Here is a 22,688-nt window from a genome sequence, read left to right as displayed (position 1 = left end):
GAAATTTTCTTTTTATGAACTATTTAGACGAATATTTTAGGGCATGCAGCCTGCTTTTAGCAAATTAGTTTTTGCCCTCAAAGGCGAACAAGAAATTTGAGGCTTAAATAAGGCCAATTTGTACCTAAATGAATAAAATACAAGGTTGTTTTTTGCGCAATGTGGAATTATGACTTAACCTTTTTGTATCTGGTCCAACATGGTGAGGCTTTATAGAAATGGCAGAGAAGAAAAAGGTTTTGGTGGCAGACGATGATCAGGGGATAAACCTTCTTCTAGTTAACACGTTATTGAAAAAATTTGATGTTCACTCTTCTTTTTCTGGAAAAGAAACCTTAAGTAAGTGTCAAGAGCATCATTTTGATTTGGTTTTGTTAGATGTGAATCTTGGTGACATCGACGGCAGAGAAGTATGTAAAACGTTAAAGAATGACTCGGAAGGCAAGCCTCCGTTGATCATTTTTATTTCTGGCGACCAAGATCAAGAAAACATAATTCGATGTTTTGAAAATGGCGCTGATGATTTTATCGGCAAACCGTTTTCTCCTGTACAAGTCATGACAAAAGTTGAAGCCTTACTAAAATATGATGTCATGATTGATAATCTTCAATCACAAAGCCAAGAGTTAACAAGCTTAGTTACTACAACCATGTCTCAAGCTTCGAGTTATGGCTCTTCGTTGCAGATGGTGAAACAACTAAATCATGCCAACTCTGAAAGTGAAATTGCACAAACGGTTTTTAACTTTTTAGCATCACAAGGATTACACGCAGCACTTTACCTCAAGGACAATAAGCACTCCACCTGCTTTGACCAAGCTTCTTCGGTTTGTTCGCCAATAGTAAAAGAAGTGTTTGAACTTACTCATAATAAACAGCGGATAAAAAACTTAGGCACAAGGTTAATGGTGTCTGATCAGCACTGTTCAATTTTAGTATTAGACCCACCCAAAGAAGATGAAGAAGCTTATGGCATCTTTATCGATATCATCACGGTTGTCATTGAAGCTGTTGAAGCTCGGTTTATTGGGTTCTTGCGAGAACAAGAGTTAAGGTCTTTAAACAAGGAGTTGTCGCTAGTAATTAGCCAAATTAATAAGGATGTTGAACAAGTTCGTAAAGATAAACAAAACTTGATGGACGACATCATCATGCAAATAGGGCTTAGTTTTCATAAGCTTGATTTAACCATAGATCAGGAAGAATACTTTACAAAGTTAATGGAGCAAACACTGCTCTCACATGACGAAAACAATAACGTATTGATGACATTACAAGAACGTTTGCAAACATTAGTAAATGAAATGAAGACCTTATTAACTTAATTTTTAATGAGGCCAAATAATCGAGTTCATAAAAGTAATGCAAATTAGTTAGAATTTCTCATTGTTAAGATATAGGCATTTAGCTAAGAAGTGCGTATTATAAGCGCCTCATTTGTTTGTTATATAACCAATACCGAGGTGCAATAATGTTAACTCGTGATATGAATATCGCAGATTTCGACCCAGAACTATGGGCATCAATGCAACAAGAAACTCAACGTCAAGAACACCACATTGAGTTAATCGCTTCTGAAAACTATACCAGTCCTCGTGTAATGCAAGCACAAGGTTCACAGTTAACAAACAAATATGCCGAGGGTTACCCTGGCAAACGTTATTATGGCGGTTGTGAGCATGTTGATGTTACTGAACAACTAGCCATTGATAGAGCTAACGAATTGTTCGGTTCTACTTATGCAAACGTTCAACCACACTCAGGTTCGCAAGCAAACTCTGCCGTTTTTCAAGCCTTACTTAATCCTGGCGACACGTATTTAGGAATGAGCTTGGCCCACGGTGGACATTTAACACACGGTTCACACGTAAACTTCTCAGGTAAAGTATATAACGCAATACCTTACGGTCTTGATGATGCGACTGGTGAAATTGACTATAAACAAGTGGAAGAACTAGCAGCTGAGCACAAGCCAAAAATGATTATTGCAGGTTTTTCTGCATATTCAGGTATTGTTGATTGGGCTAAATTCCGTGAAATCGCTGATAAAGTAGGCGCGTACTTGTTTGTTGATATGGCTCACGTTGCAGGCTTAGTAGCTGCAGGTGTATATCCAAACCCAGTTCCTCATGCTCATGTTGTTTCAACAACAACTCATAAAACACTTGCGGGCCCTCGTGGTGGTTTAATTATTTCTGGTGCAGATGATGAAGCACTTTATAAAAAGTTAAACAGTGCTGTTTTCCCTGGCGGTCAAGGTGGTCCACTTTGTCACGTAATTGCCGCTAAAGCCGTTGCGTTTAAAGAAGCGCTACAACCAGAATTTAAAGAGTACCAAGCTCAAGTATTACTAAACGCACAAAAAATGTGTGCTGTAATGCAAGAACGTGGTTATGACATTGTTTCAGGTGGCACTCAAAACCATTTGTTCTTAGTTGATTTAATCAATAAAGATATTACTGGTAAAGACGCAGATGCTGCATTAAGCAAAGCCTTTATCACAGTGAATAAAAACTCAGTTCCAAATGACCCGCGTTCTCCATTTGTTACATCTGGTCTGCGTTTAGGTACTCCGGCTGTAACACGTCGCGGTATGAAAGAAGCTGAGATGGTTGAGTTATCAAACTTAGTTTGTGATGTATTAGACAATATCGATAGCGAAGAAAGCTTGGCTGCTGTGAAAGAAAAAGTCGTTGCGTTGTGCGCGAGATTCCCAGTTTACGCCTAGTCTATTTTTTACAGTGAAAGCTGTGTTAATATTTAAAGCCGTGGAAACACGGCTTTTTTATTTTTTCTAGGAAAACTCACATGCATTGTCCTTTTTGCTCTGCTACGGAAACTAAAGTCATAGACTCTCGTCTTGTTGGTGGTGGCTCTCAAGTTCGCCGAAGACGCGCCTGTAATGAATGTAATGAACGATTCACTACGTTTGAAGGGGCAGAATTGGTCATGCCTAAAGTGGTGAAAAGAGATAGCAAACGAGAACCTTTTAATGAAGAAAAAATGAGCGCAGGTATTTTGCGTGCCATCGAAAAAAGACCGGTTTGTACTGAACAGGTTGATCAACTCATTCTTTCAATAAAAAAAGAAATCCGTAATACCGGTGAACGAGAAATATCTTCTGAGTTTATTGGTAGTCTTATTATGGATGGTTTAGTCCAATTGGACAAAGTGGCGTACGTTCGTTTTGCTTCTGTATATCGCTCATTTGAAGATATAAAAGAATTTGGTGAAGAAATTGCGAAAATTGGTCAGCAAGCTGATAGCGCAAATGAATTAAAAAGTCGTCAATCTAAGTTGTTCGAATAAAAATGTCTCAAAACAACACCACTAGCTCTTTCTCTCAGCAAGATTACACCATGATGGCACTGGCAATTAAGCTTGCTAAAAAGGGTCAGTACACTACAACGCCTAATCCCAATGTAGGTTGTGTGATTGTTAAAGATGGTGCAATCCTAGGCCAAGGTTGGCACCAAAAGTCAGGTACAGGCCATGCAGAAGTTAACGCGTTGCAGGCTCTCAGTATTCAACAAACAGCTGGTGCTACCGCCTACGTCACATTAGAGCCTTGTAGTCACTATGGCCGAACACCACCTTGTGCACTTCGTTTAAAAAAAGCGAAGATTAAAAAAGTTATTGTTGCCATGTTAGATCCTAATCCTCTTGTTGCCGGTAATGGTGTTGCTATGCTTCAAGAAGCCGGTATAGAAGTGCAAATTGGTTTATTAGAAACTGATGCTAGAGCGTTAAACCCTGGCTTTTTGTCGAGGATGGAAAGGCAACAGCCTCATGTACGCTTAAAGTTAGCAACATCTGTTGATGGTAAAATAGCGTTACATAATGGTGAAAGTAAATGGATTACAGGTCCAGCAGCTAGAGCCGATGTGCAAAGATATCGAGCGTTGAGTTGCGCTATTTTAACCACAGCAAAAACGGTCATTAGAGACAATGCAAGACTTAACGTAAGGCCTGAACAGCTTAACATTCAATATGAATTTACTAATATTGTTACTGACATTCGTCAGCCTATAAAAATTGTTTTGGATGGCAAAAACAAAATAACACCAGAAGTTGCAAGTGGCCTTGCATTATTTGATTGCAACATGGCTAAAAACCAATCAGATAATAAACTTACACCGGAAGATAGGCCTCAGGTAGTATTAGTAAAGTCAGAGGCTCACCTTGAACAGGCGACTGTTGATTTTAAAGAGTTTGCCAACGTCACTATAGTTTCTTCAGTATACAATAAAGAAAAAGGCTTTTGTGTGAGTGACTTAATTTCTCACTGCAATCAGCTGTCGATTAATAATTTGTGGGTTGAAGCTGGTAGTCAATTATCGGCGTCATTTTTACAAAGCCAAGTTGTAGATGAGTTAATTCTTTATATGGCGCCTATTATTATGGGTAAAAATGCCATTGATTGTATTCCACTTGGTCCATTCGACAGTATGAAAGAGACAAAGTCATTAAATTTACTAGACTATAAAATGGTTGGTGATGATATCAGATTCACTTATCAGCCAATAAACAAGCATTAACTAAAAGTGGAATTACTGTGTTTACAGGAATAATCGAAACAATAGGAACAATAAAAAGCCTTAAACGAATGGGTGAAGATTTCCAAGTGGAAGTTCAATCTCCAACTTTTGACTTCTCAGACGTAAACCTCGGGGACAGCATAGCAACTAATGGTGTGTGCCTAACCGTAGTGGAAAAGTCTGAGCAATCCTTTAAAGCCGATGTTTCAAATGAAACCATTAGCTATACCGGATTTAAACATTATCAAACAGGCCAATTAGTTAACCTTGAAAAAGCGATGTTACCTACCACTCGATTTGGCGGCCACATGGTAAGCGGTCATGTTGATGCGGTTTGTTACGTAGCGTCAATCTATAACAATGGTCGCGCTAAAGATATTTGGCTTAGTATCCCAAGTCATTTAGAGAAATACGCCGTTAAAAAAGGCTCAATTACCGTTGATGGAATTAGCTTAACCGTCAATGATGTTACTGAAGGTCAATGTAAGTTGACAATCGTACCGCATACCTTTGCTGAAACTACACTATCAAATGTAGCCGTTGGTGATGCAGTTAACGTTGAAATTGATATAATAGCTCGATACGTTGAAAGATTACTCGGTCATGCGTCAAGTGGGAAAGACCCAAAAGGCGTGGACATGTCATTACTGGCAAGAGCCGGTTACCTTAATAAGTAAGCCTCATCCAAAATTGGTAGAAAATATGAATTTGAATACACCAGAAGAAATAATTGAAGACATCCGTCACGGTAAAATGGTCATTTTGATGGATGATGAAGACAGAGAAAATGAGGGTGACTTAATCATGGCGGCAGACATGCTGACGCCAGAGCATATTAACTTTATGGTAACCCACGCTAGAGGTCTAGTTTGTTTACCAATGACAGAAGATCGAGCAAGAGCGTTAAACTTAACGTTAATGGTAGATAATAATAATGCTCAGTTTGCTACTAACTTTACGGTTTCAATTGAAGCTGCCGAAGGCGTAACAACAGGTATTAGTGCTGCAGATAGAGCAAGAACAATTCAAGCGGCTGTCGCTCCAAATGCAAAACCAGCAGACATAGTACAGCCGGGTCACATTTTCCCTTTAGTTGCTAAAAAAGGCGGTGTTTTAACACGCGCAGGCCATACTGAAGCTGCCGTTGACTTAGCTCGTTTAGCGGGTCGCGCTGACTGTGGCGTTATCGTCGAGATATTAAATGATGATGGCACTATGGCTCGTCGTCCTGATTTAGAAGTGTTTGCGAAAAAGCACGACCTAAAAATTGGCACTATTGCAGACTTAATTGAATACAGAAATTTAAATGAAACGACGGTAGAAAAAATTGCTAGTTGTAAAATACCGACTCAATTTGGTGAGTTTCAGTTAGTTACATTTAAAGACACAATTGACGAACAGTTACACTTTGCAATGGTAAAAGGTGACATTGATAAAATGGATGCACCTCTTGTTCGTGTTCATTTACAAAATACATTCAGTGATTTATTGAGTTCTGACCGCTCAGTAAACCGCAGCTTCTCTATTGATTCTGCTTTGCAAAAAATATCAGCTGAAGGCGGTGTTCTAGTATTACTTGGCAAGCAAGAAAGTAATCAAGAGCTTATAAATATAGTTAAACGCTTTGAAGCGGAAGACAATGGCGATAATTTACCACCGGCTAAATGGCAAGGCACTTCTCGTAATGTTGGAGTAGGCTCACAAATACTTGCACAGCTTGGTGTTAATCAAATGCGTTTATTAAGTTCGCCTAAAAAATATCATGCACTTTCAGGCTTTGGCTTAGAAGTTGTAGAGTATGTAAGTGAATAAGATCTAAGATCGCGCGATCTGCTAACATCTACTAATATGTTGTGGTATTATCGCGCAAAATTTTTTAAAGATAAGAAATAAGGTTCCCGAATGAACGTCATCGAAGGCAATTTTCGTGCGACAGGTAAAAAATTCGCAATTGTAGTATCTCGTTTTAATCACTTTGTGGTTGATAGCTTATTAGAAGGCGCAGTTGATGCCCTAGAGCGTCATGGCGAAGTAAACCAAGACGATATCACTATTGTTTATGTTCCTGGCGCCTATGAATTACCATTAGCGGCAAAAAAGATCGCTAAGCGTGGTGAAGTTGATGCCATTATTGCTATTGGTGCAGTAATCAGAGGCGGCACACCTCATTTTGAATTTGTTGCAGGTGAATGTAACAAAGGTTTAGCGTCTGTATCGTTAGATTACGATATACCAGTATCATTTGGTGTAATCACAACAGACAGCATTGAACAAGCTATCGAGCGCTCTGGCACAAAAGCTGGAAACAAAGGCGGTGAAGCTGCCCTTGGTGCACTTGAGATGGTTAATGTAATGGCGCAAATCTAAGGCAATATAATGAAACCAGCAGCAAGAAGAAAGGCACGTAGCCTTGCAGTACAAGCTATATATTCATGGCAGATTAGCCAAAACCACGTAAGTGACATTGAGCAACAGTTCCTTTTGGAAAATGACGTAAATAAAATTGACGTTGAGTTCTTCAAAGAAGCTATTCGTGGTGTTGCCGCACACTATAAAGAGTTAGACACTGCGCTAACACCTTATACTGAGCGTCCATATGAAGATGTTGATCAAATCGAAAAAGCCATCATGCGCTTGTCTGCATTTGAGTTAAAATTCAGAGTCGACGTACCTTACAAGGTTGCGATCAACGAAGGCATTGAATTGGCAAAGAAATTTGGTGCAGATGATAGCCACCGCTTTGTTAACGGCGTATTGGACAGAGCCGCCAAAGATCTTCGTATCCCTCTTAGATAACTAGACTCACACCAAAAGGAAATGGTTATGAAAGAGTTTGAAATGATTCAGACTTATTTTTCAGGCCGTGGTCCGCAACGTAAAGATGTTATTGTCGGCGTCGGAGATGACGCCGCTTTAATGAAAATGCCGCAGGATAAGCTGCTTGTCGTTGCCACAGATACCATGGTTGAAAACACCCACTTTTTTACAGATACAAGTGCCAGATCAATTGGTCATCGTTGCTTAGCGGTTAACTTAAGTGATTTTGCTGCTATGGGCGCCGAGCCTGCTTGGGCATCAGTTGCTATAACGCTGCCAAACGCTGATGAGCAATGGGTAAAAGAGTTTGCTGACGGTTTGTTTGAAATTGCAGAATATTATAATGTTCAAATTGTTGGTGGTGATACTACGCAAGGGCCGCTAGCGGTTACAGTGAGCCTTAAAGGATTTATAACAGAAGGCAAAGCGTTATTAAGATCTGGAGCTAAAGCGGGCGATTGGATTTATGTAACAGGTGAGTTAGGTGAATCTGCTCTGGCGGTTGACTCAAAAATTAATGGGCTTAAGTTCCCGGAAGATATTGCTAGCCATATTCAGCAACGTTTTGACTACCCAGTTGCACGAATTGCTGCCGGACAGGTTGTAAGACACGCGGCAACCTCTGCACTTGATATTTCTGATGGTTTAATTCAAGACCTTGGCCACATTCTTAAGGCCTCATCAGTCTCAGCAAGAATAGATGTAGAGCGATTACCTATTTCACATACGCTATACGATGCTGTTGGCCAAGAAAAAGCAATTTCTCTGGCGTTAACCGGTGGGGAAGACTATGAAATTTTGTTTACTGTGCCTGAACAACAAAAAGGTTACTTAGAGCAAAACGCAACAGCGATGGGTGTTAAATATACCTGCATTGGCCAAATTTGTGGCGGCGATACCGGAATTGAATTGCTGTTCAATGACGAGCCGTTTAACTTGAAAGGCCAAAAGGGCTTTCAGCATTTTTCGGATAAAGAAGAGAAGTAAAGTGGAAAACCCTGCGGCTAAATTTAACTTATGTAATAAAACACACCTTTTAGCTACAGGGTTTGGTAGTGGCCTTGCGCCATTTGCTCCTGGCACGTTTGGGACATTAGCTGCCATCCCTTTTTACTTAGCATTTGTTTATAGCCCAGCTTATATATTTATATTGTTCACTCTGTTTACTTGCGTAGTGGGCCCTTATATTTGTGGCAAAGCTGCGTCGGACATCGGCGTTCACGATCATAAAGCGATTGTATGGGATGAGTTTGCAGGTATGTTTATTACCTTATGCTTTGTTCCATTTAGTTGGACTGCTATTGCCGTAGGATTTGTATTATTCAGGTTCTTTGATATTGTTAAACCTTGGCCTATAAGTTACTTAGACAAGCACGTTCATGGTGGTTTAGGCATTATGATTGATGACATTGTAGCGGGCTTAGCCGCTGGCGTTTGTTTATATTTCATTATGCCGCTATTAGGTTAGACAACAGCCTCTGTTTGAACTTCATCGCTTTTTATACCCTTAGTAAATAATGATGCTGGATCAATTATCAAACTGTGTTTGTCCCCAAGCTGAATTAACCCTTTCAAAATTGCTTTAGTATCGTTATCTAATTCAAATCCAACCGTTGTTACTTTGTCTAATGACTTTATGTCTGATTCATTGACGTGGATATTATCTTCAACCTTGTCAACTAAGAGACCTATGTGAGGCGCACTGCCATTTATGGTCGTAAAAACGATAATGGGTTTGTAACTGTATTCAATATGCTCAATGGCATTTTCAAACAACTGATTAACTTTTGAATTTAGTTTGTTGTCTTCAGCAATATTTTTCGAGACTATTTGCTCAACAATTAGCTTAGCCTTTGACATGATACTAGCCAAGTCTTCATCACTGCTTGTGAAGTTATTTAGCCACTTCAGTAATGCATGTGGTTTTGTTAAAACGTTGTTACCTTTATTGGATAGTAGCCATTGGTTAAAAATATTTTTTTGTTCTAAAAATTGATTTACAGTTTGGGTATTTTTATCTTTGGTAGAACAATGATTTAGTATTTTACCTAGGTCAAAAATAGGCACTGGAATATTCATAAAGTCTTTAATGCCCATAAAGTTTGGATTGTGGTTAGGCATTTCTGTTAGGTTTTCACGATACTGTTCTGTTAACAAGATATTTAAGATGGCAAGCGAAACGGTTTTTGAGCCAACTTCAAAATTTACAAAATCCATGAATATTCCCCAATATTACAAATCCTTTTAAGTCTAGTTGACTAAATAGGGGTTACAAGGAAATAGTATTATTCCTTTGTTTTTTCCTCGGTTACTTCATTATTTGAGTCGTTAAAGTCAGCGTCATTTTTACCATTTAGTTTGGAAAATTTAATAGAATTAAAACCGAGAACTGCGCCACTTAAGGCGTAGATGAAGAAAGTAATAAATAAAACTTCCGCTGGTCTTGCAGCTATAACAACAAATAAGAACACTGCAATTAGTAAACTTACGAAAGGTTGCTCCTTAAGTAATGTTAGGTTCTTGAATGCGCTGTATCTAAAGTTACTCACCATTAATAAACCCGACAGAACTGTGACTACTGCAACAACAAGGGAGATAATGCCATTTTCTAGCTCGAATGATTGAAGTACCCAAACCATACTTGCTACAAGAGCTGCAGCGGCAGGCGATGGTAAACCTTGAAAGTAATTCTTAGAAAAAATAGACAACATAGAATTGAATCGAGCTAAACGTAGAGCAGCACAAGCAACAAAAATAAAACAGGCCAGCCAACCTAATTTTCCAAATGAAGATAGACAAAAACTATACGTTAATATAGCTGGAGCGATCCCAAAGGAGACAATATCAGCCATACTGTCGTATTGTGCGCCAAACTCACTTTGAGTATTTGTCATGCGAGCAACTCTGCCATCTAAGCCATCAAATATCATGGCAATAAATATCGCGACAGAGGCATGTTCGAATTGATTATTGATACTGGATATTATGGCGTAAAAGCCAAAAAATAATCCGGCAGTGGTAAGCAAGTTTGGAAGTAAATAGAAGTGCTCTTTAGGTTTGTTTTTATTGGAATTATCGACAGACATCAAATTTTCTTTTATTTTTTGGCTAAATAAGGATATAAAAGCACCATAGCATATAAAATTCAAAGGACAACAAGGGGACCTAATGAGGTTTTTAGCAATTTTATGCATGTTACTAGTCAGCAGTAGCTACGCAGGTTCACAAAAGGTGAAGGTATACCGTTGGATTGATGCGAAAGGCGTGGTGACATTTAGTGAATATCGTCCTCAAAATAGCAAGTATGTAGAATTAGAAATTGAAGGCGATAGAGTGCTGCGCGGCAAGAAAGATGGTCAATCTGTAGAAATATCTATAAACGCAGATAAAGACGACTCTATGGTAGATGAATTGAACTCACAAGCTAAATTATATTGTGATAAAGCCAAGCATAATTTAAAGGTATTGGACTCTTATGAGTCTGTGAAAGTATTGGATGATAAAGGTAACCCTAAAACCTTGTCACAAAATGATATTGCTCAACAGAAGCGTCTGGCGAATAGGCAAATTGAGTTATTTTGTAATTGATGGTTCAATTTATAAACTAACTAATTTAGCTTTGTCATATTAGCGTAGTCCTGACTAATAGTGTGTCTAGGCCCAGAAAAGAAAAAAGCCTGCACTTTTCTGCAGGCTTTCTTATAACAATTTGACCAGTCCTGAACAACGTTGAGACTTTTCAATTGGTTGTTATTTGCCTTTATTTAGCTTCTTAACCAATTTAATTATCTGTTAAATTCTACCGACGTTACTCTTGATCTAACTCTTTGTTTAACTCTTGCTCTAACTCTGGAGATGGTGGAGTTACATCAGGAATTGGCCATCCTCCAAGTTCTTTCCAACGATTAACCATGTAACAAAATAAGTCAGCGGTTTTTTCAGTATCGTATTTAGCCGAATGAGCTTCTTTGTTGTCAAAACCTAAACCAGCGCGTTTGCAAGCTTCAGCAAGTACAGTGTGGCCTAGACTCAATGCGGCAAAAGATGCGGTATCAAAAGTTACAAAAGGGTGAAATGGAATTCGTTTATAATTAATACGCTCTATAGCAGCCATAACAAAACCATGATCAAACGCCGCGTTGTGAGCCACAATTACAGAGCGATTACATCCTGCTGCTTTTTGACCTTTACGGATCTCTTTGCATATTTCTTTAATAGCTTCCGATTCTGAAACAGCACCTCGTAAGGGGTTAAAAGGATCTATACCGTTAAAATCAATAGCCGCTTGTTCAATATTTGCACCTTCAAAAGGCTCAACATGGAAGTGGATTGTTTTGTCTCGTTGCAAAACCCCATCGTCATCCATTTTTAATGTAGTGGCAGCAATCTCTAAAAGCGCATCTGTTTTTGCATTAAAACCTGCGGTCTCTACATCTATAACGACCGGATAAAAGCCTCTAAAACGAGAGCTTAAAAGGTTTGGATCGGGTTTGTTTTTTTCAGTTGATTCGTTGGCAGGTTCTGTCACGGTACTCACATGATGCTAATAACAATAATGATCTATTATCGCATGAAGTTGGTCTTCTTTCATTTACTAATTATATTCTATAAGTGGTATATGAATTGCTTTAGTATTAACAGAAGTATTACCAATAGAATTAGTAATAGCCGTTATTACAACATAATCTTAATGACAGAAATGATATGAAACCTATGAATTCATCAAGAGAATTTCTTTTAAAAAAAGAATTTATTAGCTGGACTGTTTTGTTTATAGCGCTTGTCTTTACTGGCGTTTCCGATGCTAAGTCAAGTTTGAGAACTTATTCAGCGAGCTTAAATAATTCGAACTGGATGTTGGCCAACAACAACCGATTACAATGTGAACTACAACATACCATTCCTAATTACGGAACGGCAAAGTTTAGTAGTGCGGCAAATAAACTAACCAATTTAGAATTTGAACTCGATCTTCGTCGCCTCCCTGCGGATTATTCACTGGCTCAAATAGAGTCGGTACCACCTCAATGGCGGCCAGGACAAGGCTCAACCCATATTACAAGCTTACAGTGGCGTAAACAGTTTAACGGCGACGTTGACCAAGATTCTGCGTGGGTTATGTTAACGGAGTTGGAAAAGGGCTATTTCCCAACACTTTATTACGCTGACTGGCACAATAAGTCCGATAGAGTTGCGGTGGCTTTAGCTGCAACAAACTTTAGGCCTGCATATTACGATTTTTTGACGTGTATGGACGGTTTATTGCCATATAGCTTTGATGATATTTCTTACACTGTTCTCAATTTTGAGAAAAATAGCGCAGTATTAGATAAAGCTTCGAAGAAAAAACTGGCCCAGATTGAAGAGTATTTAAAGCATGATAGTAATATTGAGCGTATTACGGTCAAAGCTTATAGCAGCTCTTGGGGCGGTCGATACACTAACTTAAAAGTATCAGAAAAACGTGCTGATGAAGTTAAAGGATTGTTTGTTGGCTTCGGTATTGCTCAGTCTAAAATTGATGTTGAAGGCTTTGGTGAGAAAAGGCACATCGCATCTAACGAAACAATATTAGGTCGAGCTGAAAACAGACGAGTCGTTATCCAAATGGAAAGGCCGTAAGCTAATAGTTAGAGACATTGTTTATTATTAATAATGTCTCATGATTAATTTACCTTTGGTAAAACCTTGGTACGTTTGTATTCTCTAAGTTGGAATCTCATCGGTGCTGTGGTCTCTATCAGGTTATTTAGTGGTTTTGAAACACGACCACTATTCACAATTAAGTCACTAACCATGTCGGCCAAAATAGGCGCTGACGTCAAACCTCTCGCTCCTAGTCCAGTTAAACAATATAAACCTTGAAGTGGGTTATCAAGTTTTCCTTGTATTTTATCCGCTCGTTTATATTTTCCATTATTATTGTCTACATGATGCTTAATCCAACTCCAATCAAATAACTCCCCAGCAATGGGAATGTGGTCAGGCGTTGTGGCTCTTACCGCAGCATTATTATGGTTCACCAATTCATTACTCACTTGCTGAGCCCAGTCTTCAAATGGGAACACTTTTTTAATCTGAGCGATATTTTGACTCATTGCTTCCTGGGTTGAAGTTATCGATTCATAGTTCTTTTCGAAGGTTGCGCCAAACGCTTGATACTTGCCATCACTTGGCGTGATATAACCCTTATGGCACAACACTGCTTTTAATGGTTGCGTGCTTGACTCCGTATTGAAGCTAGACACTTGTCCTAATACACCATCAATTGGAATTGAATTGATACTGGCGTATGTGACTAGAGGTGAGTCAATACCGGCACAAATAACAACGTGGTCAGCAAAAGTTGTTACGCCGTCTGAAAAGACCTCCCAAGAGTCTCCAAGATGCGACTTTGAAATGCTATTTACTTCAGTGTTTTGTAATATTGAGACTTTTCTATTGCTTATAAGATCATTTAAAAGCCATTTGCAAAATTGATTTGGGTTAATCCAGCCGCCATCTTTAAAATACAAGCTTGAATATGGGGTACTGATACCCGCTAACTCAGAACTCGATTTATCATCAATATATTCGGTAATGTGAGCCCAAAGTTGGCTGATTTCTTTAAATTTTTCAGGCATTGTTGGGTTAAAAGCTTGTTGTAACACACCGCACCATTGATGCGGCACAACACTAGCTGATGGCAAAGTTTCTCTATAATATTTAATGGCATGTTCAAATGCTTGTGCATAAAACGTAGAAATAATTGACTTACCGGCTTGTAACAAAGGGTAGATTGCCCCTTGTTTATTACTTGAGCCCTGTGACGCTATGTCGCTGTCTTTGCACAAAAGCGTGATTTCTAGGTTTGGACTTTTTTTAGATAGGTAGTCAGCTAAGATTAAACTCGCGATGCCACCGCCAATTATGGCAACTTTATTAGGTTTATAGACGTCACTCGTATATGCAGCCGGATTATTTTGCATGTCTGTTTTTATTTACCTGAGTCAGATTCAAATCTGTCTAAAATACCTCTAGACGCAACCATGTCTCGCTTGTAGCCAAAACCTTTATATTTTATAACATCAAATCCAGCCTTTATTAATCCGCGCCTTACATGTCCTGCAGCAGTAAAGGTAGCAATTGTACCTTGCTCTTTTGTTAGACGTCGCATGTTGTTGAATAGGTTTTCTGTCCACATATCGGGATTTTTACTTGGCGCAAAACCGTCGAGATACCATGCATCCACCTCATTGTTACTGACATCAAGGTTCGTAATCGACTCATTCACATCACCAATGATTAGCCGTAGTTCAACGTTGCCATTTTCAAGGATCATAGTATTGTCATCCAATAATTTTTCTGGATACGCGTTTAATAGCTGAACTGATAGTGATTTAAACTTAGGCCAAGCTGATAAAGTCGATGTTAAGTCAGACTTTGACAGTGGGTATTTTTCAAATGTCGTAAATTTTAGCTTAACCGGAGATGGGTTAGATTGATTGGCCAGGTTTAATTGTTGCCAGGTAACCAATAAATTTAAACCCGTACCAAAACCAGTTTCAGCAATATGAAAACAACCAGTATTTTTAAACCTAGACGGGATCCCATTGTGCTTTAAAAACACATAAGTTGTTTCAGCGATACCATCTTTTTTAGAAAAGTATATATCGTCAAAGTCACTGGAGTAAGGAACACCATTCTCGTCGAACTTTAAATTTGCATTATTAATCAAAACTTCATCTCAATAAATTACACTGATTTAAGTAAATTTTACGTGTTTGTTTTCAAAAAGGTAACGTTACTTTAATAAAAAATTAATTGAGCTAACACTTGTGCGCTGAAATTAGACCAGTTAGATTATAAAAGTGCGTAGAATACTGACAAAATTTATCGTTGAAGACTCAATAATTAGGATAGTTATGAAAAGAGCAGTTATTACTGGTATGGGGATTGTGTCGAGCATCGGCAACAATAAAGATGAAGTTTTAGCAAGCTTAAAAGAAGGCAAGTCTGGAATAACAGCGTCAGAGCAGTTCAAAGAGTACAAGCTTAGGTCGCAGGTGTGGGGCAATATTGATATCGATATTACTGAACACATAGACCGTAAAGCAATACGATTTATGGGTGAAGCTTCAGCATACGCTTACATTGCAATGAAAGAAGCCATTGCTGATTCAGGCTTAACAGATGAAATGGTATCTAACCCACGTACTGGTTTGTTAGCTGGTTCTGGTGGAGCGTCATCTAAAAATCAAATTATGGCTTGCGACACACTTCGTGAAAAAGGCGTAAAACGTGTTGGGCCTTATCAAGTTCCTCGCACTATGAGCAGTACCTGTTCAGCTACATTGGCAACGCCATTTAAAATTAAGGGCGTAAACTACTCTATAAGTTCAGCGTGTGCTACTTCAGCGCACTGTATTGGTCATGCTCTAGAGCAGATTCAGTTAGGTAAACAAGACATCGTTTTTGCCGGTGGTGGTGAAGAAGTTGACTGGACACTTGCAGGTATGTTTGACGCTATGGGCGCGCTTTCAACAAAGTATAATGAAACCCCGGAAGTAGCTTCAAGAACTTACGACGCGGATAGAGATGGTTTTGTGATCTCTGGTGGCGGCGGTATGGTTGTTGTTGAAGAGTACGAACATGCCAAAGCTCGGGGTGCTAAGATTTATGCAGAAGTTGTAGGTTATGGTGCCACTTCTGATGGCTTTGATATGGTTGCGCCATCGGGCGAGGGTGCTGAACGTTGTATGCAAATGGCGTTAAGCACTGTAGACGGGCCAATTGATTATTTGAATACTCATGGCACGAGCACGCCAGTAGGTGATGTTAAAGAGTTAGGTGCAATTCAGAACGTATTTGCAGGTAAATCGCCTATGATTTCTGCAACAAAAGCAATGACGGGGCACGCCTTAGGTGCAGCCGGAGTGCATGAAGCAATTTACAGCTTGTTAATGATGGAAAATAAATTTGTAGCGCCTTCCGTTAATATTGCAAATTTAGATGAAAAAGCGGAAGGTCTAAATATAATTACTGAGGCTACGCCAGCTGAAATTACCACAGCAATGTCAAACAGTTTTGGTTTTGGTGGTACAAATGCGACGTTAGTATTTAAAAAAGTATAAATATTTATAAAACTCGTATTTTACAACCCGAATAGGCGTTAAACTTATTCGGGTTTTTTAATGACTGGATTTCCTATGAAAATTTTAATTGATGAAAACATTCCCTATGCTGAGGCCTTTTTTGCAGATATTGGCACAGTAGTGAGATTTTCAGGGCGAAGTTTGCAAGCGAGTGATTTAGTTGATGCAGATGTATTGCTTGTTCGGTCAATTACTAAAGTAAATGCAAGTCTTCTTTCCCAAGCCAATTCATTAAAGTTTGTTGGTACTGCAACTATTGGCGAAGATCATATTGATAAAGCAGAGTTGTCGAATCGAGGCATTGCCTTTAGTTCAGCTCCGGGGTGCAATGCTAACTCCGTGGCAGAGTTTGTAATTAATGCGTTGTTTGTATTAGCGGAAAAATATCAAATAGACGTTAGTAACAAAAAAGTGGCGATCATTGGGTTAGGTAACATTGGCCAAAACCTGCATCATAAATTAACAGTTTTAGGTATTGAGACTTTATTATGCGATCCGTTTAAAAGCTCAACCCTAGAAAAAACTTATGTCGATTTTGAATATGCTATCGCGAATGCAGACATTATTACTTTTCATACACCGCTAACGTCGACAGGCACGCATCCTACTCACCACTTGTTGAATGCCAATAACCTGACACTACTCAAAGACAATGTATGTTTAATAAATGCCAGTCGAGGTGAGGTGATAGACAATACCGCGCTACTAGAGCATATTACGCAACGAAGTTTATCTGGTAAGCCAAATATAAAGTTAGTGCTGGATGTATGGGAAGGAGAGCCAAATCCACTGCAAGCGTTGATCCCTCATTGTGACCTAACAAGTGCACACATTGCAGGCTACAGTTTAGAAGGCAAAGCGACAGGCACAGAAATGCTGTATAAAAACGTGTGCCAATTGTTAAATGTCGCAGCAACAGCCCAGTTAAAAGACTTTTTACCTGAAGCGGCAATATCATCAATTACTCTAAATAAAGATAAAACTGTTAATAATGAAGTCAGCAAGACTTTCACTATTGCACCTAACAACCCACTTAAAACACTAATACATACTGTTTACGACGTTAGACGAGACGATAGTTTATTCAGAAATCTATTAAACGAGCATAGTTTTGATTGGTTGAGAAAAAACTACCCAATACGTCGCGAATGGTCGTCAATTTCGGTAAACTGTCAGCAACCTGAATTAGCAGAGCAACTCAGTTCGCTCGGATTCCATATTAAGTAGAGAAACAATGTCAGAACAAAAATATAATATTGCAATTTTAGGCGCCACAGGATTAGTGGGGCAAAACATTATTGAAGGATTAGCAGATAGAAAATTTCCAGTTGGAGAGTTATTCCCTTTAGGAAGCGAGCGCTCAGCAGGTGAAACAATATCGTTCAAAGGTAAAGACATTGAGGTACTAGACGCCGCTGAGTTTGATTGGAGCCAAGTACAATTAGCTATTTTTAGCGCTGGTTCTGACGCGTCCATGCGTTATGCACCTATCGCAGCTGATTTAGGCGTTGTTGTTATCGACAACACATCTTTTTACCGCTACGAGCCTGAAATTCCGTTGGTGATCCCTGAAGTTAACCCTCATGCATTAGCTGACTTTAGAAATAGAAATATTATTGCCAACCCAAATTGCTCTACAATTCAAATGTTAGTTGCCCTTAAGCCATTACACGACGCTTATGGAATTGACCGAATCAATGTTAGTACTTACCAATCAGTAAGTGGCGCAGGTAAAAAAGGCATCGACGAACTCGTGTCTCAAACCGCTCAGCTGATGAATGGCCGCCCGGTGGAAACAGAAGCGTTTCCGGTACAAATGGCATTTAACGTAATCCCTCAAATAGATTCATTTGAAGATAATGGCTATACACGTGAAGAAATGAAAATGGTGTGGGAAACACATAAAATAATGGGTGATGAAACTATCCGTGTTAACCCAACTGCCGTTCGTGTGCCTGTTTTTTACGGTCATGCAGAGTCAATTCACGTTGAACTACGTCAACCAGTATCAGCAGAAGATGTTAAACAGCTACTCGAGCAGGCGCCTGGCGTTGTTTTAATGAGAGAAGACAAAGAGTTTCCAACCCAGGTGAGCCATGCAAGTGGCCAAGACCAAACTTTTGTTGGCCGTGTTCGTGAAGATATTTCTCACCCTAACGGTATAAATTTATGGGTAGTGGCCGATAACGTTCGTAAAGGGGCGGCAACAAATAGCCTGCAAATTGCAGAGTTATTAATAAAAGACTATCTATAATTAAATCGATAGTTTCCTAAGCCTCGGTTGTATCGGGGCTTTTTTTTGGTCTAAATTTAATAAAGAGACATAAACTTGACAGAATTAAGTGGTACAAGCTTTGCTTTACTTTTTTAAAGTGTTTAAATAATTAAAGTTGAATGCAGGTATTTTAATGTGGTTTTAACCAATACATTTTCTTAAAAACAACTGCATCAACAAACTTTTACCGCATTTGGCGGAACTATATTGAATCTGGAAATTATCAATGCGCTCAAGCTTAAAATTATTTGCTTTGTTTATAATCATAATGTCGTTCTCAACGGCAACCTCTATTTATGCAGATAACAAATTAAAAGGCCCTAAAGGGGTCGACTATGGCGAAATGGGAGAAACTTACGGCCCAATCACTAGCCGAGATACAATGTGGAAACTGGGTAATAAATTCAGACACCGTAATAATGTGTCTGTTTATCAGGTTATGGTAGCCATTCTCAAGAAAAACCCTTCGTCATTTGATTACAATAATTTGAACGGTTTAAAAAATGGCACAATATTAAAGATCCCTAGCCATAAAGAAGTAATGTCAGTAGAGCCTCTTTATGCAAAAGAGCGCGCAGACGCAGATGATGAATTGTGGAAAGATATATTAAGTGGCAAAGCAAATAAACAATCAATTGACGTAGCGTTAGCTCCAATTGAAGCCGCTAAACAAGTTGACGTTACTAACGCGAAAAAAGAAATATCTGAGAAAATTGAAAAGGTAGAACAAAAGCAACTTAAGGCTTTTGAGAATATACAAACTCAACTTGATAGTGCCAAAAACCAAAACCAATCTTTGCAGCAAGAAAATGTAGCATTGCAAGATAAGTTGTCGGCGTTGTCAGACAAGCTTACCAATGTTGAGCAATCATTGGGTAATGAAAGCCAGCTTAGAAATGAAACACAACAAATCTTATCAAAGTTAGAAGAATTGCTGATTCAGCAACAAGAAGAGTTGGCGATCACAAAAGCGCAGGCGGAAGACAAGGGCATAACAGATCAAATTAGCGAGTTCTTATCCTCAACCATTGGCATTATCGTTTTATCTTCTCTGCTTTCAATATCTTTATTAGTTGCTCTTGCTTTATTTCTTAAAAGAAAAAGCTCTCCAACCGCGGATCCGTTAACAGATCCTTTAAACTCTCCTTTAGCTGCTCCAATGGATTCAAACTTTAACCATTCTGAAGCAATGGGTGTTAGTGCAGACTTAGATGTTGATGACAGTTTAGATTCACTAGACCCATTTAGTGATGACTTATCTGGATTGGATGATGATTTAGACTCTCTAGATATGGAAGACGACCTACTAGATGACGTTCCATTAGATGATGACTCGTTGGATGATCTGCCATTAGACGACGATGAGTTACTCTCAGATGATTCCGCGTTTGATGACTCTATAGCCGATGATCAGCTTTTAGATGATGGTTCAGAATTGGAAGAGATTGATTTAGCGGATGACGATGACCAAGCAATCGTTCAAGCGGATGATATAGATGCTCTTCTAGATATGGATGATGAACAAGCAGAAGATGACATTGGTGACGATTTAACCAGTGAATTAGATGCTGACGATATTGTGGCTGAAATTAATGAAAGCCTTCCTGCAGAAGATACGGATGAAACTGCGCCGCCAGATGATGATATGGATACTGGTGTTAATGATTTAGATGACGAGCTTGGCCTAGACGACGATGACTTTGATATTGACTCGTTAATTGACGAAGCGGGATCAACGGAAGAAATTGATGAGCAAACGGATGCTGCTGACGATGATGACTTTGACATTGATTCGCTAATCGATGAAACGCCAAAGGCTGAAGAACCTGCGGAGCAAGAAGACTCTGCCGAAGAAGAAATAGAATTAGAAGATGATGACTTTGACATTGACTCATTGATTGATGGAGTTTCAGATGCTTCATCCGCGGATAGTGTTGAGTTAGATGACGACGATTTTGATATTGATGCTCTTATTGATGGCGCTGGTGATTCAGAAGTAAAAGCCGAACCTGAAGACGAGGATGACTTCGATATAGACTCGTTAATTGATGACGCAGCTGACCCAGAAGCTGAAGTCGAACCAGAAATAGAAGCAGAGCCGGAAGTAGAATTAGAGACTGAAGACGACGGTGACTTCGATATAGACTCGTTAATTGATGACGCAGCTGAGCCAGAAGCTGAAGTTGAACCAGAAATAGAAGCAGAGCCGGAAGTAGAATTAGAAACTGAAGACGACGATGACTTCGATATAGACTCGTTGATTGATGACGCAGCTGAGCCGAAAGTGGAAGCTGAACCAGAGGTAGAAGCTGAACCAGAGGTAGAAGCTGAACCAGAGGTAGAAGCTGAACCAGAGGTAGAAGCTGAACCAGAGGTAGAAGCTGAACCAGAGGTAGAAGCTGAACCAGAGGTAGAAGCTGAACCAGAGGTAGAAGCTGAACCAGAGGTAGAAGCTGAACCAGAGGTAGAAGCTGAACCAGAGGTAGAAGCTGAACCAGAGGTAGAAGCTGAAGTTGAACCAGAAATAGAAGCTGAGCCAGAAGTTGAAGCTGAGCCAGAAGTTGAAGCTGAGCCAGAAGTTGAAGCTGAACCAGAAGTTGAAGCTGAGCCAGAAGTTGAAGCTGAGCCAGAGGTAGAAGCTGAACCAGAAGTTGAAGCTGAACCAGAAGTTGAAGCTGAACCAGTGGTAGAAGCAGAACCAGTGGTAGAAGCAGAACCAGTGGTAGAAGCTGAGCCAGAGGTAGAAGCTGAGCCAGAAGTTGAAGCTGAGCCAGAAGTTGAAGCTGAGCCAGAAGTTGAAGCTGAGCCAGAAGCAGATCCTGAACATGAATTTTTGGAAGATACTTCACATGAAGAAGTGGATTTAGCTTCGGATGAGTCAGAAGAAGACCATCCTATTGCAGACGTTGAGCCTAGCACTGAGCTGGATGAATATCCTGAATTGGAAATGGACGACGAAGCTGCAGAAGAAGAGCTTGAAGCCGAAGATAATGAAATACCACAGTTAAACGATGTTATTGATGACGAGTTGTTAAACAATGACAGCATAGACTTATTTGAAGAAACTGAAGAGTCATTGGATGATGTCAGTATTGATGAGCTTGGTGACGATTTAGCCGAAGGTGTAGACTTAGATCCAGGTGATTTTGGTGAAGACGATATTGCAAACTTATTGGCTGATGAAGATCAATTAGCTCAAGACTTGTTAGATGATGACTTAATTAATGCGAGTTTTGATGAAAGCGATATTAATAGTCTTTTAGCCGATGGTGACACGGTTATTGGTGAGTCGGTAGAAGAAGAGTCAGATGATTTAGATAATAAAGATAAAGAGCAAGATGAAAACATTGAGTCAGATCAAGCGTTTGAAATAGACGAATTAGAGCAAGCCGACTTTGACCAATTGTTAGCTGAGTTATCAGATGAAAACTTTGAAAGTGACGTAGACAGTGAGTCACAAAATATCGAATCAGCGGAAAGCACATTATTAGAAAATGATGATGTGATATCAGAAGATGCCGAGTTAGACGAAGAGCTACTGTCAGAGCTTAACGAAGACTTCTTAAGTGTTGATAACTTAATGGATGATCTTGACGACGGTGATGACGATGACTTGCCGGATGATCTTGATATTGATGTTGGCTTAGATGACTTTGACGAGCTGTCATCTAGTCGAGGTTCGGTGGATGTTGATAAAGAAGCTGGTGGCATGGCGTCGCAACTGGATTTAGCTAAAACATATATTGAGATGGACGACGTAGAAAACGCTAAATTAATATTAGATAAGATAGCGAATAGCGATAATCCTGAAGCAAAAGAGCAGGCTCAGTCATTACTCGATGAATTAAATGATTAAAACCAAATAACAATTCATAGTATAATCAACGCAGATTTTTTATAATTCTGCGTTTTTTATTTTTAGGG

21 protein-coding genes are annotated in these 22,688 nt (G+C 39.3%); 16 read left to right on the top strand and 5 right to left on the bottom strand.

Annotation, left to right across the window (positions count from 1 at the left end):
* Window positions 1–218 precede the first annotated feature (218 nt).
* From ABD009_RS03110 to ABD009_RS03065, 10 genes are all read left to right on the top strand, one after another.
* The gene (locus ABD009_RS03110) at window positions 219–1,325 is read left to right on the top strand and encodes a response regulator (protein ID WP_343822567.1); all 1,107 of its coding nucleotides are present in this window, start codon (window positions 219–221) and stop codon (window positions 1,323–1,325) included.
* Window positions 1,326–1,471: 146 nt separating this feature from the next.
* Complete coding sequence (gene glyA / locus ABD009_RS03105) at window positions 1,472–2,728, top strand: serine hydroxymethyltransferase (RefSeq protein ID WP_343822565.1); 1,257 nt, start codon at window positions 1,472–1,474, stop codon at window positions 2,726–2,728.
* Window positions 2,729–2,808: 80 nt separating this feature from the next.
* Window positions 2,809–3,309, top strand: a complete 501-nt coding sequence (gene nrdR / locus ABD009_RS03100) for a transcriptional regulator NrdR (protein WP_155695337.1) — start codon at window positions 2,809–2,811, stop codon at window positions 3,307–3,309.
* A gap of 2 nt (window positions 3,310–3,311) precedes the next feature.
* Window positions 3,312–4,538 (top strand): bifunctional diaminohydroxyphosphoribosylaminopyrimidine deaminase/5-amino-6-(5-phosphoribosylamino)uracil reductase RibD, encoded by a 1,227-nt coding sequence (ribD, locus tag ABD009_RS03095; protein ID WP_343822563.1) that lies wholly within the window; start codon window positions 3,312–3,314, stop codon window positions 4,536–4,538.
* A gap of 17 nt (window positions 4,539–4,555) precedes the next feature.
* Window positions 4,556–5,215 (top strand): riboflavin synthase, encoded by a 660-nt coding sequence (locus tag ABD009_RS03090; protein ID WP_343822561.1) that lies wholly within the window; start codon window positions 4,556–4,558, stop codon window positions 5,213–5,215.
* A 25-nt stretch (window positions 5,216–5,240) separates the two neighbouring features.
* Window positions 5,241–6,350 (top strand): bifunctional 3,4-dihydroxy-2-butanone-4-phosphate synthase/GTP cyclohydrolase II, encoded by a 1,110-nt coding sequence (ribBA, locus tag ABD009_RS03085; protein WP_155695335.1) that lies wholly within the window; start codon window positions 5,241–5,243, stop codon window positions 6,348–6,350.
* 90 nt (window positions 6,351–6,440) lie between these two features.
* Window positions 6,441–6,905, top strand: coding sequence for a 6,7-dimethyl-8-ribityllumazine synthase (gene ribH / locus ABD009_RS03080; RefSeq protein ID WP_155695334.1), 465 nt, complete (start codon window positions 6,441–6,443; stop codon window positions 6,903–6,905).
* A gap of 9 nt (window positions 6,906–6,914) precedes the next feature.
* On the top strand, window positions 6,915–7,334 hold the full coding sequence (gene nusB / locus ABD009_RS03075; RefSeq protein WP_155695333.1) for a transcription antitermination factor NusB: 420 nt from the start codon (window positions 6,915–6,917) through the stop codon (window positions 7,332–7,334).
* Window positions 7,335–7,361: 27 nt separating this feature from the next.
* The gene (gene thiL / locus ABD009_RS03070; protein ID WP_343822557.1) at window positions 7,362–8,342 is read left to right on the top strand and encodes a thiamine-phosphate kinase; all 981 of its coding nucleotides are present in this window, start codon (window positions 7,362–7,364) and stop codon (window positions 8,340–8,342) included.
* A gap of 1 nt (window position 8,343) precedes the next feature.
* Complete coding sequence (locus ABD009_RS03065; protein WP_343822555.1) at window positions 8,344–8,823, top strand: phosphatidylglycerophosphatase A; 480 nt, start codon at window positions 8,344–8,346, stop codon at window positions 8,821–8,823.
* On the opposite strand, the gene ABD009_RS03060 is transcribed toward ABD009_RS03065, so the two are convergent.
* Together ABD009_RS03060 and pssA are read right to left on the bottom strand one after the other, a co-directional pair.
* Window positions 8,820–9,572, bottom strand: coding sequence for a chemotaxis protein (locus ABD009_RS03060; RefSeq protein WP_343822553.1), 753 nt, complete (start codon window positions 9,570–9,572; stop codon window positions 8,820–8,822). The two genes, ABD009_RS03065 and ABD009_RS03060, sit on opposite strands and share 4 nt — an antisense overlap.
* Before the next feature lie 68 nt (window positions 9,573–9,640).
* Entirely contained in the window at window positions 9,641–10,441 is an 801-nt protein-coding gene (pssA, locus tag ABD009_RS03055; RefSeq protein ID WP_155695330.1) for a CDP-diacylglycerol--serine O-phosphatidyltransferase, read from the bottom strand.
* Between the two features lie 82 nt (window positions 10,442–10,523).
* Here pssA and ABD009_RS03050 point away from each other — a divergent pair, with 82 nt between their 5' ends.
* On the top strand, window positions 10,524–10,943 hold the full coding sequence (locus ABD009_RS03050; RefSeq protein ID WP_343822551.1) for a DUF4124 domain-containing protein: 420 nt from the start codon (window positions 10,524–10,526) through the stop codon (window positions 10,941–10,943).
* Window positions 10,944–11,163: 220 nt separating this feature from the next.
* Here ABD009_RS03050 and rnt read toward each other — a convergent pair whose 3' ends face one another.
* Entirely contained in the window at window positions 11,164–11,883 is a 720-nt protein-coding gene (gene rnt, locus ABD009_RS03045) for a ribonuclease T (protein ID WP_343822549.1), read from the bottom strand.
* A gap of 176 nt (window positions 11,884–12,059) precedes the next feature.
* Here rnt and ABD009_RS03040 point away from each other — a divergent pair, with 176 nt between their 5' ends.
* Window positions 12,060–12,977: a flagellar protein MotY gene (locus ABD009_RS03040; protein ID WP_343822547.1), complete on the top strand. Its 918-nt coding sequence runs from the start codon at window positions 12,060–12,062 to the stop codon at window positions 12,975–12,977.
* Between the two features lie 44 nt (window positions 12,978–13,021).
* Here the strand turns inward: ABD009_RS03040 and mnmC1 are convergent, their stop codons facing one another.
* Both mnmC1 and mnmC2 read right to left on the bottom strand, forming a co-directional pair.
* A complete protein-coding gene (mnmC1, locus tag ABD009_RS03035) occupies window positions 13,022–14,323 on the bottom strand; it encodes an FAD-dependent 5-carboxymethylaminomethyl-2-thiouridine(34) oxidoreductase MnmC1 (protein WP_343822545.1) in 1,302 nt (433 codons plus the stop codon).
* Window positions 14,324–14,331: 8 nt separating this feature from the next.
* The gene (gene mnmC2, locus ABD009_RS03030) at window positions 14,332–15,072 is read right to left on the bottom strand and encodes a tRNA (5-methylaminomethyl-2-thiouridine)(34)-methyltransferase MnmC2 (protein ID WP_343822543.1); all 741 of its coding nucleotides are present in this window, start codon (window positions 15,070–15,072) and stop codon (window positions 14,332–14,334) included.
* 187 nt (window positions 15,073–15,259) lie between these two features.
* Here mnmC2 and fabB point away from each other — a divergent pair, with 187 nt between their 5' ends.
* From fabB to ABD009_RS03010, 4 genes are all read left to right on the top strand, one after another.
* Window positions 15,260–16,468, top strand: coding sequence for a beta-ketoacyl-ACP synthase I (gene fabB / locus ABD009_RS03025; RefSeq protein ID WP_155695326.1), 1,209 nt, complete (start codon window positions 15,260–15,262; stop codon window positions 16,466–16,468).
* Between the two features lie 75 nt (window positions 16,469–16,543).
* Window positions 16,544–17,716 carry a 4-phosphoerythronate dehydrogenase gene (locus ABD009_RS03020; protein ID WP_343822541.1) on the top strand — a complete coding sequence of 391 codons (1,173 nt, stop codon included), beginning with the start codon at window positions 16,544–16,546 and terminating at the stop codon, window positions 17,714–17,716.
* Window positions 17,717–17,723: 7 nt separating this feature from the next.
* Window positions 17,724–18,743: an aspartate-semialdehyde dehydrogenase gene (locus tag ABD009_RS03015; RefSeq protein WP_155695324.1), complete on the top strand. Its 1,020-nt coding sequence runs from the start codon at window positions 17,724–17,726 to the stop codon at window positions 18,741–18,743.
* Window positions 18,744–18,990: 247 nt separating this feature from the next.
* Window positions 18,991–22,620, top strand: a complete 3,630-nt coding sequence (locus ABD009_RS03010; RefSeq protein WP_343822538.1) for a FimV/HubP family polar landmark protein — start codon at window positions 18,991–18,993, stop codon at window positions 22,618–22,620.
* Window positions 22,621–22,688: the final 68 nt, after the last annotated feature.

Origin of the sequence: Psychrosphaera haliotis (genome assembly GCF_039523615.1) — a bacterium.
GTDB lineage: Bacteria > Pseudomonadota > Gammaproteobacteria > Enterobacterales > Alteromonadaceae > Psychrosphaera > Psychrosphaera haliotis.
The sequence above is the reverse complement of the archived record's forward strand: the minus strand, read 5'-3'. Positions and strand labels throughout refer to the sequence as shown.

Coding starts and splice junctions, on each gene's coding strand:
- pssA (WP_155695330.1), bottom strand. CDS start 10,441: ATGTCTGTCGATAATTCCAATAAAAACAAACCTAAAGAGCACTTCTAT.
- glyA (WP_343822565.1), top strand. CDS start 1,472: ATGTTAACTCGTGATATGAATATCGCAGATTTCGACCCAGAACTATGG.
- ribH (WP_155695334.1), top strand. CDS start 6,441: ATGAACGTCATCGAAGGCAATTTTCGTGCGACAGGTAAAAAATTCGCA.
- ABD009_RS03020 (WP_343822541.1), top strand. CDS start 16,544: ATGAAAATTTTAATTGATGAAAACATTCCCTATGCTGAGGCCTTTTTT.
- ABD009_RS03050 (WP_343822551.1), top strand. CDS start 10,524: ATGAGGTTTTTAGCAATTTTATGCATGTTACTAGTCAGCAGTAGCTAC.
- ribD (WP_343822563.1), top strand. CDS start 3,312: ATGTCTCAAAACAACACCACTAGCTCTTTCTCTCAGCAAGATTACACC.
- ABD009_RS03060 (WP_343822553.1), bottom strand. CDS start 9,572: ATGGATTTTGTAAATTTTGAAGTTGGCTCAAAAACCGTTTCGCTTGCC.
- ABD009_RS03015 (WP_155695324.1), top strand. CDS start 17,724: ATGTCAGAACAAAAATATAATATTGCAATTTTAGGCGCCACAGGATTA.
- thiL (WP_343822557.1), top strand. CDS start 7,362: ATGAAAGAGTTTGAAATGATTCAGACTTATTTTTCAGGCCGTGGTCCG.
- ABD009_RS03010 (WP_343822538.1), top strand. CDS start 18,991: ATGCGCTCAAGCTTAAAATTATTTGCTTTGTTTATAATCATAATGTCG.
- ribBA (WP_155695335.1), top strand. CDS start 5,241: ATGAATTTGAATACACCAGAAGAAATAATTGAAGACATCCGTCACGGT.
- fabB (WP_155695326.1), top strand. CDS start 15,260: ATGAAAAGAGCAGTTATTACTGGTATGGGGATTGTGTCGAGCATCGGC.
- mnmC1 (WP_343822545.1), bottom strand. CDS start 14,323: ATGCAAAATAATCCGGCTGCATATACGAGTGACGTCTATAAACCTAAT.
- ABD009_RS03040 (WP_343822547.1), top strand. CDS start 12,060: ATGAAACCTATGAATTCATCAAGAGAATTTCTTTTAAAAAAAGAATTT.
- ABD009_RS03110 (WP_343822567.1), top strand. CDS start 219: ATGGCAGAGAAGAAAAAGGTTTTGGTGGCAGACGATGATCAGGGGATA.
- nusB (WP_155695333.1), top strand. CDS start 6,915: ATGAAACCAGCAGCAAGAAGAAAGGCACGTAGCCTTGCAGTACAAGCT.
- nrdR (WP_155695337.1), top strand. CDS start 2,809: ATGCATTGTCCTTTTTGCTCTGCTACGGAAACTAAAGTCATAGACTCT.